General features: G+C 57.6%; 6 protein-coding genes. All 6 read right to left on the bottom strand.

Annotated elements, in window-relative coordinates:
* Nucleotides 1–454: 454 nt before the first annotated feature.
* Nucleotides 455–3,766, bottom strand: a complete 3,312-nt coding sequence (locus B088_RS08755) for a hypothetical protein (protein WP_018107720.1) — start codon at nt 3,764–3,766, stop codon at nt 455–457.
* Between the two features lie 39 nt (nt 3,767–3,805).
* Entirely contained in the window at nt 3,806–6,784 is a 2,979-nt protein-coding gene (locus B088_RS07075; protein ID WP_018107721.1) for a TonB-dependent receptor, read from the bottom strand.
* A 260-nt stretch (nt 6,785–7,044) separates the two neighbouring features.
* On the bottom strand, nt 7,045–9,933 hold the full coding sequence (locus tag B088_RS07080) for a M16 family metallopeptidase (RefSeq protein ID WP_018107722.1): 2,889 nt from the start codon (nt 9,931–9,933) through the stop codon (nt 7,045–7,047).
* A 106-nt stretch (nt 9,934–10,039) separates the two neighbouring features.
* Complete coding sequence (locus B088_RS07085; RefSeq protein WP_018107723.1) at nt 10,040–12,316, bottom strand: glycoside hydrolase family 20 protein; 2,277 nt, start codon at nt 12,314–12,316, stop codon at nt 10,040–10,042.
* 103 nt (nt 12,317–12,419) lie between these two features.
* Nucleotides 12,420–13,469, bottom strand: a complete 1,050-nt coding sequence (locus tag B088_RS07090) for an aminotransferase class I/II-fold pyridoxal phosphate-dependent enzyme (protein ID WP_018107724.1) — start codon at nt 13,467–13,469, stop codon at nt 12,420–12,422.
* Between the two features lie 79 nt (nt 13,470–13,548).
* Nucleotides 13,549–13,992, bottom strand: coding sequence for an OsmC family protein (locus B088_RS08405; RefSeq protein WP_162138004.1), 444 nt, complete (start codon nt 13,990–13,992; stop codon nt 13,549–13,551).
* Nucleotides 13,993–14,382: the final 390 nt, after the last annotated feature.

The raw sequence follows: 14,382 nt of genomic DNA on the forward strand, positions 1-14,382 counted from the left end.
TCGGCACTTCGTGCCTCGACACCCGGTCTAAAAAGCGATGATCCCTCCGGGGCTTCGCCCCTGCGGGATCGGCATGCGGTAGCAGCAGGGCTGGGATCAGTCGACAGGATTGCACAGCGACAGGGATTATCACTTCTTTGCTTTAAGGCTCAAATGCGTCACCCCTGCCGTGGTGTTTCAGGGCTCTTGCTGAGTCAAGGCTAATCTGGTGGAGAGTCTCATAGTCTGCATTTTTGGTCGGGAGGAGACAGAAGGAGACACAGAGAGACAACCTCGTCTGACGGAGGTTGTATATTTGCACCGCTGAAGCTTTCGGATAGATTAGCCACTCGGCGGGGACGTGGGGGCAGTAACAATGGAGGCCGTATCTCTCACGAGACACGACCTCCGGACTCCTTTTATCTTACAGTATGAATGGATCTAAGCCTATTCTTCTGCTTTCCTTTCTTTTCTCTTACTTACGATTGTATGTGTGTTTCTCAAAGTCATACTTGGTCCAGCCGAAGACACTGCTCTCGCAGCCCTTGAGGCTACGGTCCTGCTTGGCACTTACCTGCTTGGGATCAGACTTCTTGATCGTGTTGCCAAACTCGGGTGTGCTCAGTGTATTATTGTAGGTGATGGTGATATTGCCATCACCCTTCTTGTCGGTGACGTTGATAAAGTTCTCCACCTGACCCTGACCCTTCACGAGGGCGTTGTTGATCTTGGCGGTGGCACCACGACGGATCTTGAAGACGTCGTTGACAAACTTCCCCTTATCCTGAGAGGAAGCCTGAGCCAGCTCAATGGTGATGTTCTCCATCACGAAATTGGACTGGTGGCTGTCTCCGGGGTAGTTGCCATCGTGATTGCCATCGGCCTCTACGCCGCGGGGATCCTTCTCGGTGCTGACGTGACCGTCTCTCCAGATGCCGTAGGCATTGGTGAGGGTACCGCTCCAGCCCTGAGTGACGTCAAACATATCGTCGTCCATGTCGACAGCGAGGAAGTTCTTGACGCTGACAGCGCCACCGAAGAACTCTACACCATCGTCTGCTCCCATGTAGGCGAAGACGTTCTCGATCTTGGTGCCGGAGCCGACGCCATTGAGGGTGAGAGTATTGTGCTCTACGTCGTCATTCTGAGCGGCACCGCAGTACTCGAGGACGAGGTACTCGATGGAGCCGGAGTTGTCGTCCGCCTTGTCGCCACCGTAGGGGTACTCATTATTGATCTCCGTCTTAGCGCTCTTCTGACTGGAGGTGAGAGGAGCGTAGCCATTGATGATCAGACCGCCCCATGCACCGGCCTCCTGCTTGGTGGAGGTCATGATGACAGGCTTATTGGCGGTACCCTTGACGAAGATCTTACCGCCCTGCTCGACGAGGATGTACTTGTCGAAGCCCTGACCGGCGGTGAGGATCGTACCTGCGGGGATGGTGAGGGAGGCCCCCTTCTTGACGAAGACGGGGCCATCGATGGTGTAGCTGACAGCGGCGCTGAGGGTCTTGTCGCCGGTGATGTCACCCTTGAGGCTCTCACTCTTGGCCTCCGGGGTCTTCACCTCGGGGAAGAGGTAGCCGGTCCAGCCGAAGAGGCCGGCGTCGCAGCCCTTGAGGCTCTTGTCCTCCTTCGCATTGAGCTCGCTCTTGTCACCTGTCTTGAACTCAGAGCCCATGACCGGTGTGGTGAGCTGGTTATTGTAGGTGATGGTGAGCTTACCATTACCCTTCTTGTCGGTGGTGTTGATGAAGTTCTCTGCCTGACCCTGACCCAGCACGAGAGCATTGGTGATGGTAGCCGTAGCACCACGACGGATCTTGAAGACGTCGTTGGCGTACTGACCCTTGGTCTGTGAGGGGGCCTGAGCGAGGAGGATGGTGATATTCTCCATCTTGAAATTGGACTGATGGGTGTCGCCGGGGTAGTTGCCGTCGTGATTACCGTCGGCCTCTACGCCGCGGGGGTCCTTCTCGGTGCTGACGTGGCCGTCCTGCCATACGCCGTAGGCGTTGGTGAGGGTACCATTCCAGCCCTGGGTGACGTCAAACATGTCGTCGTCCATGTCGACAGCGAGGAAGTTCTTGACGCTGACAGAGCCACCGAAGAACTCTACACCATCGTCTGCACCCTTGAAGGCGAAGACGTTCTCGATCTTGGTGCCGGAGCCGACGCCATTGAGAGTGAGCGAATTGTGCTCTACGTCGTCATTCTGAGAGGCACCGCAGTACTCGAGCTTGAGGTACTCGATGGAGCCGGAGTTGTCGTCTGCCTTGTCGCCACCGTAGGGGTACTCAGAGTTGATCTCCGTCTTGGCGGTCTTCTGGCTGGAGGTGAGGGGTGCGAAGCCATTGATGATGAGTCCGCCCCATGCACCGGCCTCCTTCTTCTCAGCAGTGAAGGTGACAGGGGCCTCTGCGGTACCCTGTACCATGATCTTACCGCCCTGCTCAACGAGGATGTACTTGTCGAAGCCGGTCTTTGCGGTGATGGTGGTACCTGCGGGGATGGTGAGGGTGGCACCGCTCTTGACGAAGAGTGCACCGGTGAGAGAGTAGGGGACAGCGGCATCGAGGGTCATGTCCTTGGTGATATTGCCGCTCAGGTTCTGAGTCTTGGTCTCAGTGAAGCTGTAACCGGTCCAGCCGAAGATGGATGCGTCGCATCCGGTGAGGTTGGGATCCTCGGTGTAGGAGACCTCATCCTTATTGTCAGACTTGATCAGCTTGCCTGTGAGGGGAGTGGTGAGCTGATTATTGAAGGTGATGGTGAGCTTACCATTGCCCTTCTTGTCGGTGGTGTTGATGAAGTTCTCTGCCTGACCCTGACCCTTGACGAGGGCGTTGGTAATCTTAGCAGTGGCACCACGACGGATCTTGAAGACGTCGTTGAGGAAGGACCCCTTCTCCTGAGAGGGGGTCTGATTGAGGACGATGGTAACGTTCTCGATGGTGAAGTTGGACTGATTGGCATCATTGGCGTAGTTGCCATCATGATTACCATCGGCCTCTACACCGCGGGGATCCTTCTCGGTGCTGACGTGGCCCTCCTCCCAGATGCCGTAGGCGTTGGAGAGCTTACCGCTCCAACCCTGGGTGACGTCAAACATATCGTCATCCATATTGACAGCGAGGAAGCCGTCCAGATTGACCGTACCACCGAAGAACTCTACGCCGTCATCGGCACCCATGTAGGTGAAGATGTTGGAGAGCTTCGTGCCATTGCCGACACCATTGAGGGTGAGGGAATTGTGCTCTACGTCGTCATTCTGAGAGGCACCGCAGTACTCCAGCTTGAGGTACTCGATGGAGCCTGAGTTGTCGCCCGGCTGGTCGCCGCCGTAGGGGTACTCAGAGTTGATCTCCGTCTTGGCGCTCTTCTGACTCGAGGTGAGGGGAGCGTAGCCGTTGATGATGAGGCCGCCCCATGCGCCGGGCTTCTTCTCCTCAGCGGTGAAGGTGACAGGGGCGCTAGAGGTACCCTTGACGATGATCTTGGCGCCCTGCTCGACGAGGATGTACTTGTCGAAGCCGGTCTTGGAGGTGATGGTGGTCCCTGCGGGGATGGTGAGGGTAGCACCCTTCTTGACGATCAGAGAGCCCTGGAGAGAGTAGGCAGTCTTGGCGTCAAGCGTGCGATCCTTGGTGATGTTGCCCTTCAGCGCGGCCTGCTCGGTCGGGGTGGGCTTGGGCTTTTTGTTGTCGTCCTCCTTACAGGACGTAGAGAGGCTCAGGGTGGCTATCCCCATGAGGAGGAGCGCTAGACCCTTGGTAAGTGCTTTCATGTCTGTCTTCTATTCTTGGTTTGTAGTTACTGTAGTCTATTAGAACTTATATCCCAGGCTGACGCTGAAGCTGATACCTTTGCGGTACTCGGAGATCATCTGGGGAGCGTCCGCTGCGTGAGGAGCCTGTAGCTCCGGATGAGCGGTGTAGTACTGGTCGAAGGTCTTCTGGAGCATTCCTCCCGGGACCTCCACCTTGCGGATCGGGCTGTCAAGGAGGTTATTCGCCTTGAGCTTGATGGAGAAGTGCTTGCCGAGATTGGCCTCTCCGACGAGATTGAGCTTGGCGACGCCCTGCTCGATCACGCCATTCTCATTCTGTCCCACGGTACCGTAGGTGTAGAGGCGGTCGCTGAAGTAGTCGAAGAGGACTGTCGCATTGTAGCTATTGCGTGCGGTGGAGTAGGTGTAGGTGAGGTCGGCATTGGCGAGCCAGGGAGAGGCGCCCTCGAGCTGAGTGCGCTCGCTCTTGATCACGCCGAAGGGCTCCAGGTCGAGCATCATATCGGAGTAGAGGTAGGAGCCGCGGATGCCCATGCTGAGCTTGTGACGCTGCTCGGTGGCAATGCTGTAGGTATTGAGGAGGTCCTTGCGGAGCTCGAGCTCGATACCGGCCACCTCTGCCTTGTCGGACGGATTGGCGTACTGAAGGACGCCTGCGGTGCCGGCGAGGAAGACGCGGGAGAGCGGATCCTTGATGTGCTTGTAGTAAGCGGTGACGGAGAAGAGCTCGCTCGGGGAGAAGTACCAGTCGTACTTCAGGTCCACATTGTAGAGCTCGGAGTGGCGCACCTGCGACCAGCCTCGGCTGGTGAAGTCGATATTGACGTAGCTGTAGGTGGAGACCTCCTTGAAGCGCGGCATGGAGTAGCTCTTCGATGCACTCAGGCGGAGAGTGTGCTGGTCATTGATGTCGTACCGGACGTTGAAGCTCGGGAGGATGAAAGGCTTCATGCGGGGGCTCTCGGAGTCCTTACCGGCTAGGACGGTGGAGGTGGGGGTGTCCGAATTGATCCCCGTGGAGACCTCCTGCGAGAGGACGTCGACGCGCAGTCCGCCCTGCAGGGTGAGGGCGTCGGAGACCTTCCAGACGGCGTCGAGGTAGCCGACGTGGCTATTCTTTTTGGCCCGGTACCACTCGTCGTTATTGAGCTTGACGTTGGTCACCGGCATCTTGTCCGTGCCTCGATTGCTGAGCGTCTCGATATTGTAGAGACTGTCCCAATTGTGATCCCTGAAGCCCTGCGCATCGAGCCCCGTGGGGACGGAGGCGAGGAGGTTGTAGGCGATCGCATTGAACTTATGATCAATGAAGCGACCCTTATAGCCGACGGTGAGGAAGGACTCGGGGGCAAACTTCCACTCCAGGGCGGCCTTGACGTTGTAGTCGTTCTCCCTTAGGTTGGAGAAGAAGCGGTCGTTATTGATCGACCAGTCGGGGATCCAGCCCTGATTGGTGAGGACCATGTAGAGGCGGCGACGGTCCGGCTCGTAGGCCTGGAGGATATTGACGGCGCCGCCGACGTTGAGCGTCAGTCCATCGGTGAGCTCCCAGTCGGTGTCGAGCTGATTGACGAGGAGGCGATTGTCGTTATTCTGCTGACGAGTGAGGCTAATGTGATTGAGCTCCATCTCCTCTCCGTCCGGGAGGAGGTCCCCCTCGGGGGTGCGGTTGATGGACCCATCCTGATTGTGATCTGAGTGCTGACCGATGAGGGTGGTGACGAATTGCTTCGACGAGTGGATCCAGAGGCCGGTGTAGCGGAGGGTGTGCTTGTCGTAGAGGCGCATCGTCGCGTCGCCGAGGATCAGCTGGCGGACATCGGTGTCGTACATCGGTCCCTCCTGATTGGTGTACCAGAGGCCGGTGGTGCCGCCATTGAAGACGGTGGAGAAGCTCCTGGAGATACGATTGGAGTAGGAGTAGCCCACCTCATGCCGCCCTACGAGGAGCAGGTCGAGGTCTACGTGATCCATCTCGAAGCGCTTGCCGAGGGAGATATTGAAGTTGTGGTCGATGGGCGCCTTCACCTTGATCGGCTGGAGCTGATTGACGAAGGGGTACTCGCTCACCTCATTGATCTCGGAGCCGTAGCCGGGGAAGAGGTCGCGACTGGGCTCCGCCCTATTGGCGACGCCGAAGTAATTGACTCCATCCTGGCGGTAGAAATTGTCCAGCCCGAGGAGGGTCGCATTGCTCCCAATGCCGGCGCCGATGGAGAGGAGGTGGTCGCCCTGCAGCTGCTTCGACTTGATGTCGATCGCTGCACCTCCGACGTCACCTCCGCGGCTGGAGCTGAAGGCCTTATTCACCCCGATATTCTGGATCATATCGGTGTCGAAGATGTCGAGCGAGATATTCTTGTACTCCGGGTCATCGGAGGGGATGGGGAAGCCATTGAGGTAGGTGCTATTGTATCGGTCGGCGAGACCGCGGACGAAGACGTTCTTGACGCCGTCCTGCTTGGAGATGCCGGAGACCTGCTGTACGGCCGCCTCTGCATTGGAGATGCCCTTACGGTCGAGCTCCATGGCGCCGATCGCCTCGATCGCTATGAGGGCGCGCTTCTGCTCGAGGAGGAGCATATTCTCCGACTCACGATTGGCCTTCGCCGTCACCACCACCTCCTCCAGTACCTCATCATCGGGGTGGAGGGTAAAGTCGAGCGTGGCGCGCTGCCCCGGCTCTATCACGGCATTGGGGATCCGCTCAGTCTTGTAAGAGATGTAGGAGATGACCACGGTGTAGACCCCCTTGGGGATCCCGGTGATGGTGAACTTCCCGTCCATATCGGTGTAGCCGCCGAAGGAGGTGCCCTCGAGACGAATCGTGGCACCCATAAGCGGCTCCTTGGTAGTGCCGTCTGTGATGGTTCCGTGGAGTATACCTCCGGCGGTCTCGCCCTCGGGCTCAGTAAGTGTGGAGATGAGATGGTTGCTTCCGAGAGTTGAGATCTCTGTCGCTACAGTCGTGCTGCAGGTCATGATCGCCAGGAGTATGATACGGTAAGCCTTCATTACTGTAAGAGTATATCTTCTTGATTATTTTCCACCGCAAAGGTGGCAAAGCGTTATTACCTACCGATTAATCTCCTGTGACATTCCGGATAAGAGTCTGTGTAGATCCTATGAAGGACTTGTGTCGATACCGTTACGGTACAGGCGAAAAACTATTAATGGTAACAGATATGAGCTAGGTGAAGGGGGTAAAAAGAGAGCCGCAGTGGGGCGTGTGCTCCACTGCGGCTCTGTGATTAGGTGTGTGTATCCTCGTGGGATCAGGCGGCGGGCTTGGCGGCGGCATCAGCCTCCGTGGCTGCGGGCTCGCCGATGGCGATCATCTCGAGGTAGGTGTTATCGGTCAGGAGACCCTTGAGGTACTGGCGGACATCCTCGATGGTGATGCTGTTGAGCGTCTCAAGGAACTTCTCATCGGTATTCCGATCACGAAGCACCTGCATCTGCAGCTGGCTCATCCAGTAGTTGTTCTTGTGCTGGTTCTCGTCGAATTGCTTCTTCATATTGAGGACAGCCTTGTCGAAGAACTCCTGATTCATGCCATTCTCGACCATCTCCTTCATCTCGTCCTTGACCCTCTGATTGAGGTGCTCGGCCTGCTCTTTATTGGTCTGGAAGACGATCATCATCTGAGAGGTGGGGGTGGGGAACTCGTCCTCGGAGCCGATGGCGGAGACGCCGTAGGTGCCGCCCTCCTCCTCACGGATGGAGACGAGGTACTGCTGGTCGAGGATCGAGCTGAGGAGGTCTGCCATGATGGCGTTCTTGAGGTCGTAGGTGGGGTTGTCCTTGATCAGCATGTCGATGACAAAGACAGAGGGAGTGCTCACCTCGTAGGTGAAGTGGTGGTTGCTTGACTGCTTAGCCGTCGGGAGGGCGAGCTCACGCTGCCAGGTCTCACCGCGGGCGGTATTGGGCAGGGTGGCGATGTAGCGCTCTACAAGGGGCTTGATGGAGTCGAGCTCGAAGTCACCGACGATGAAGAAGGTGAAGTCGCCCATATCAGCGAAGCGGCTCTTGTAGGTCTCCAGGATCTTGTCGTAGTCGAGAGACTTGATCTGGTCGATGGTGAGAGGGAGCGCCTCAGGATTGCCTCCATAGATCATGGAGGGGAGTGAGTCGCGGAGTACGGTCTGGGTGGGGTTGCTCTTAGCAGCCTCCATCATCGCTACCTGACGGTCGCGGGCAGCACTGTAGAGTGCGGTGTCCTTACGGAGGTCAGTAGTGATGAGGTGGATCGCCTGGAAGAGTTGCTCAGCATCGCTCTTGGCAGCGTAACCTGAGATCGACTCGCTGGTGCGACCGATAGAGGCGGAGACGGAGACCTTGCGCCCGGTAAGGATCTTCTCGATCTGATTGGGCGTGTGACCGCCATAGCCACCTACGCCGGCGAAGTCATTGACGGCGCGGACGTTGATGTCCCTCGGATCCTCACGGACGATACCGCCGGGGCTGACGGCACGGATGTTGATCTCATTGTCGGCATAGTCGGTAGGGAGGAGGTAGACGCTGATGCCGTTGGAGAGCTCCCACTTGGTGGACTTGAATGCCTGGTCACCCTTAGTGGCTACGACAGAGCCGGGCTGGGGCAGCTGCTCCATCAGGCTCTCGGAGGAGACTGTCTCCTTATAGGGCTCCACCTCCTGCTGCATCCCCTTGTCAAACTCTGCGAGCAGCTCCTCGGGGGTCGGGTAGGTGAGGCCGTCCTTCTGCACCGCCATGATGGAGATGAAGAAATTCTGCCCTGCCTGCTCGGGGATCATCTGTGCCAGCTGCTGATTGATTGCCTGTACGTTGATCATCTGAGCCATCTGCTGAGCGAGCATAGACTCGGTCTCGATACCGGGGATGTATCCTCCCTGGGTGAAGTAAGCGGAGTACTCGACAGCGTACTGCTCGTTGGTCCTATTCTTTTTCTCCTTGACTCCATTGTCGTAGTCAGCGAGGACCTTCTTGATCACGCGACTGTACTCTCCCTCGGTGAAGCCGTACTTGCGGGCGCGAGCCAGCTCGGCGGTCAGAGCCTCGAGGGCACGGGCGTACTTGCCCTCCTCGGCGACCACATCGGCTTGGAAGGCGTCCTCCGTCTGTGCGACGATGAAGGATCCGGTGCCGACAGAGGCCTGTAGGAAGGGCGCATTGGGCTGCTCGAGGATCTCATCGAAGCGGTTGGCGAAGAGCTGACTGATGACGTTGGACATGAAGTCATTGAGGAAGCCAACGGCGGTAGCCTTGAGCTCCTTAGGCATCGCATCGTAGGTCTGTGCGATAGAGATCTGGGTGCCGGTGACCTCGGGATTGGTGATCACAGCCGCCTTTGGCTGGGGATTATCCGGTACGTCGAAGTAGACGCGCTCAGCGGGATTCTCCGGCATAGGGATGGAGGAGAAGGTCTTCTTGATCTGCGCCTCTACGTGGTCCACGTCGATGTCTCCGACGACGATGATTGCCTGGAGGTCTGGGCGGTACCACTTGTGATAATACTTGCGGAGGGCATCGTAGGGGAAGTGCATCACGACGTCCATCGTGCCGATCGGTAGACGATTGCCGTAGCGGTGTCCCTCGGGGAAGGCTGAGGCAAGCAACTGCTCGAGGGCGCGCATGGAGCCGTTGTCTCTCGTGCGCCACTCCTCTTGGATCACACCGCGCTCGTTGTCGATCTCCTCATCGGTGAGGTCGAGGTAGCCACTCCAGTCGTGGAGGATCAGGAGGCAGGAGTCGACGAAGTTCTGATTCGTCGTCGGGGCGTTCATGATCTGGTAGACTGTCTCATCGATGGCGGTGTAGGCATTGAGGTTGGAGCCAAATTTTACACCATTCTTCTCTAGATAGTCGATCATGCCCTTGCCGGGGAAGTTCTTGCTACCCTGGAAGGCCATGTGCTCAAGGAAGTGAGCGAGACCGCGCTGGGTATCCTCCTCGAGGACGCTACCGACGCGCTGTGAGATGTAGAAGTGGGCTCTATCCTTGGGCTTCTCGTTGTGACGGATGATGTAGGTGAGCCCGTTGTCGAGCTTGCCCATTCGCACGTCCTTGTCGATCGGCAGCGGAGGGGTCTGCTGCGATGCATCCTGCGCTCTACCGGGGAGTATCGCTACTGCGGCGAGACTCATCACTCCGGAGAGGAGGGTAAGAAAGTGGTTGCTCATGTGTTGATTGATTTTGTATATAAGTTTTGTAGTTTTATTCTGTGGCAAATTTAGAGGAAAAAGTTGGTAGTCTCAAGTGCTAAGGTACTCACTTTGCACAATTCTCTTACCAGACAATCAGCTCATCAGCGAATAGGAACCTCCCCCGCTGCGCCTCCTCGTACTGGATCCTGAGGTAGCGGCAGGTGGTGCGGGGGTAGAAGGTGAAGGTCTCGAAGCGTAGCTTGCGGTCCGTCGGGTCGAGTGTGGACTCGATGCGATCCACCACCGTCCACTCCTCGCCATCGCTGCTGACGGAGAGCTCTACCCACTCGGGGGCGTAGATCCCGGGGATGGTATTGTGCATGCAGCGGGTGGAGACCTTATCGATCAGTGTCTCCTCGCCCATATCAAGTATACCGATATTGGATGGGGTGACGATGTTGCCGTACCAGCGTCCGTCGCCAAAGGAGACTGACCCGCGGTAGCCGTCCGTCAGGACGGTCTCAAAGCCGCCACCGTCATACTTGCCCTCCACGGGCGTTTCCCACTTTATCGGTTTGCCTATGGCGCGGTGGTGATCGACTCGAAGCGTGACGGGGTCGCCTACCGGCTCACCGTCGCGGAACTGCCGGACCACGATGTCGGCGCTGTCACGCACCTCGATCGTCTCGTCCTCCCGGATCTGCGGGTCACTCATCTCGGGGACCTTGCCATCGACTCGGTACCTCATCTCGCAGGGATCTAGCTCCGTGGTCCAGCGGACGCGGGTGAGACCGGCATCCTGGTCCACCTCGGTCTCGGACCGAAGTCCATTGGTCAGATCATATGACTGTATGCCCCGCTCGTGGAGCAGTGGGATGTGCCGATTGACCCGTATGCGGAAGTCCTCCCACGACCGCTTCTGCTGCGGTGTCCAGCCGATCTCGGCGATGGCGAGTAGGCGTGGGAATATCTTATACTCCAGTGCTTCATTCGTCTTGACATACTCGGTCCACATATTTCCCTGCACTCCCAGCACCAGCGCGCGCTCCTCGGGGGAGAGCTCCTCCGGCACCGGGTCGAGGGTGTAGGTCTGTGCGAGGTCGCAGTAGCCCTCATTGCTCTCGTAGTCCACGGAGAGAGGATCCTCCTGATAGTAGTCGAGGTAGCACTGTGGACTCGGGGTCATGATCACCTGATGCCCGCTGCGGACGGCACGCAGTCCGCCCTCCATTCCTCTCCAGGACATAACGATCGCACCCGGTGCCAGACCTCCCTCGAGGATCTCATCCCAGCCGATGAAGTGTCGCCCGTCCTTCTCGATCATCTCGCCCATACGGTGGATGAAGTAGCTCTGCAGCTCATCCACGTCCTTGAGCTTGGCACGACGCATCACCTCGCGACACTTGGGACAGCTCTTCCATGCATGCTTGCCCGCCTCGTCCCCACCGAGGTGGATGTAAGCGGAGGGGAAAATGTCGTACACCTCGCTTAGGACATCGCGGAGGAACTGGTAGCTCATCGGATTTCCGATGCAGAAGTCACTCTCTCCCCGCCGAGCTCTCCCGCTGCAGCTCAGCATCGGATAGGCGTGCAGCACCTCCTCACTGTGGCCCGGCATCTCTATCTCCGGGATCACCGTGATGCCTCGGGCGGCAGCATAGGCAACGATCTCCCGTGCCTGCTCCTGCGTGTAGTATCCGCCATAAGCGTCTGATGTCCCCTCCTTAGCGTAGCGCCGATCGCCCTCTATCCACCACTTCACCCAGTCGCTCTCGGTGCGATAGGCGGTCCGCTCAGTGAGCCGGGGGCGGCTCTTGATCTCCAAGCGCCAGCCACCGGCATCGGTAAGATGCCAGTGGAACCGATTGAGCTTGTACCGCTGCATCTCGTCGAGAAGCTTCTTCACCTCCTCCACACCGAAGAAGTGCCGGCTCTCGTCGAGCATCAGTCCGCGGTACTCGAGCCGTGGCTTGTCCTTGATCTCCACCGTAGGGATCCCTGTCGGCAGGATCAGCTGCCGAAGCGTCTGTAGGGCGTAGCCGATCCCATCCTCATCGGCAGCAGTGATCCGGATGCCGCCTCGCTTGACGGAGAGAGTGTAGGCTCCCGGCGTGGTCAGCTCCTTGGCGTCTATCGTGCAGACGACTGACCCGTAGGTGTACTCCGGCGTCAGCTCCAGCGTGGGCAGCCCCGCCCTGCTGAGGTCCGCATTGAGCCCCTCGACGAGGATGCGGTTTCGCTCGTCCGCCGAGGGGAGGACGATCGTGTGTCCCTTGGTGAGTGGCACCACACCACCATCCTGCCATACCACCTCCTCGGGCATCGGAAGCAGGGCAGGGTAGTCGGACGACTTATCTCCAAGCCGACAGCTCGATAGGATGAGGAGAAGTAGGGTAAAGGCGATCGCTGAGTGTCTCATGGTCTCTCTGGTAGCAGGGTAAAAAAGAGTGTGCACCCTCTTCCGCCTAAGGTCTAGCCTTACGATCGGGGTGCACACTCATGATGAAATCAATATTGTCGACTTAGAGTGTAGCGTGGTCTGCCTGTGCCCAGCCTCTGAGTCCCTCGATGAGGGCGTCGTTCTCCGCCTGATGGGGGAGGGGGGCGATGCGAATTTCGTTGCCATGGATGTCGATCCCCTTGGCTGCTGTGCCGACGAGGATGTGGTGCTCCTTCAGCAGATACTCCGCCACCTGCTGAGCGGGACTGCTGCACTCTACGAGGAAGAATGGGGCATCACTGAGCTTGCTCTCAAATCCCTCGATCTTGTCGATCTCCTTGGCGAGCAGTCGAGCATCCCTCAGCCACTTACGGATGGGGATCGTGAAGGATGCAGGGTGCACAAGCACGTAATGGACCGCCTCCAGCGCGAGCGAACTAATCCCCGTCGGGACGTAGTCCTCCCTGAGACCGTTGATGAAGTCCGGTCGGGCGCAGATATAGCCGACGCAGAGCCCGGCGAGGTTGTAGGCGCGGGAGAAGGACGAGAGTACCACGAGATTGGGGTACTTCTGGATGTCCGACTCCTTCAGCGTCTCCTCGAGGACATACTTCCGCATAGAGAGGTCGACGATGATCGTGGTGTCGGGATGCTTCTTGAGGAGCGAGAGGAGATCTCTGTGGCGGTAGACCTTGCCGTCCGGATTGTTGGGCACGGAGAGCCAGACGAAGTCGATCCCGTCTGTCACCAGATCCGAGAGCTGCGTCCCCTCAGGTGCCTCCGTCACTTCGTGCCCGGCGTGGTGAAGCGCTTGGCGAAACTCCATCCCGGTAGGCGGAAGGATCAGTGAGCGTGCCCCGCGATGTGCATCGGCGATCAGCCGAACCGCACCATCACCACCGTCGGTGATGAGAAGCTCGTCCTCGTCGATCTCCAGTCGACGCGAGAGCAGCCGTGCGATCCGTGCGCTGCTGTCGCCGGGAGCCTTGGAGATCAGGTCGATCTGATTGACTAAGTGCTCCTTGATCGGATCGAGACGAGCGCCCTGCCACTTGAGGGTGCTAAAGTCGAGCACCACCTCCTCTTCCTTCTCCTGCTCTCTACGAGCAGAACCTTTAGCCGTATGAGTCATAAGTCGATATGAATGCGATTCAATTTTCCTAAGGTCAAAGGTACCAATAATCGATCACTCGATCATCCGTCTTTTCTGCTCAGCAGCAGATATCCCGCTGCTTCTTGATCAGGTCAAGATGGACTTCGGTGCCATGGATGAGAGTCTGGGCGATCGGGCAGTGGGCTTCGGTCATCTCTAGCCAGCGGCGCTTCTGGTCGGCGTCAGCCTCGAGGTCCGCCTCCATCCGGATGTCGATCCTCCGGATAGCCGGTCCCAGTTCAGGCTCCAGCTCTCCGATGACCGTCAGGCGAAGGCTCCGCAGCTCGATGCCGATGCGCTCAGCAGATCGGTGTGCGACGACATTGACGCAGCCGGCGAGAGCGCCGAGGAGTACCTCGACCGGATTGGCAGCCTCATCGGTCCCGCCCTCGTCGGTCGGTTCATCGGTATGAAATACAAATTGCCGGACCTTGATCTCTGTGCGACATTCAGTCTCTGAGGTGGCTCTCGCCACCAGCTTGATGGTGTTTCTTTCGTTCATATCTGAGTGATTGCTCATTTATTTCTGTCTCAAACATACCACATATGTTTTAATTGTGTCTGCGTGGTGACATAAATAGCAGGGCTGACGTTTTTGGATTTGCCTGGGGTCTTCCTGAGCAAAAACAAGAAAAATGTCTGAAAATCAGGGCATTAAGCTTGTGTAACCGGCGAATTATTCGTACCTTTATACCTGATAATCAATCGTTTGTCTCTCTTTTTAAGCGTTATTAGGTATGAATAATTTGCTCTCGGTCATCTCGCTTATTCCTGAGTTCAGGAAAGGAAATCATCTGGTTTATCCCATTGATTACCTTTTGCTTGTGGCTTTTTGCACAATGATGTGCAACCAAACTTCGTGGCATGCGATGGAGGACTATGCCGAGATCCA

It is taken from the genome of Porphyromonas bennonis DSM 23058 = JCM 16335 (genome assembly GCF_000375645.1).
GTDB classification, from domain to species: Bacteria; Bacteroidota; Bacteroidia; order Bacteroidales; family Porphyromonadaceae; genus Porphyromonas_A; species Porphyromonas_A bennonis.

Coding starts and splice junctions, on each gene's coding strand:
- B088_RS08755 (WP_018107720.1), bottom strand. CDS start 3,766: ATGAAAGCACTTACCAAGGGTCTAGCGCTCCTCCTCATGGGGATAGCC.
- B088_RS07075 (WP_018107721.1), bottom strand. CDS start 6,784: ATGAAGGCTTACCGTATCATACTCCTGGCGATCATGACCTGCAGCACG.
- B088_RS07080 (WP_018107722.1), bottom strand. CDS start 9,933: ATGAGCAACCACTTTCTTACCCTCCTCTCCGGAGTGATGAGTCTCGCC.
- B088_RS07085 (WP_018107723.1), bottom strand. CDS start 12,316: ATGAGACACTCAGCGATCGCCTTTACCCTACTTCTCCTCATCCTATCG.
- B088_RS07090 (WP_018107724.1), bottom strand. CDS start 13,469: ATGACTCATACGGCTAAAGGTTCTGCTCGTAGAGAGCAGGAGAAGGAA.
- B088_RS08405 (WP_162138004.1), bottom strand. CDS start 13,992: ATGAACGAAAGAAACACCATCAAGCTGGTGGCGAGAGCCACCTCAGAG.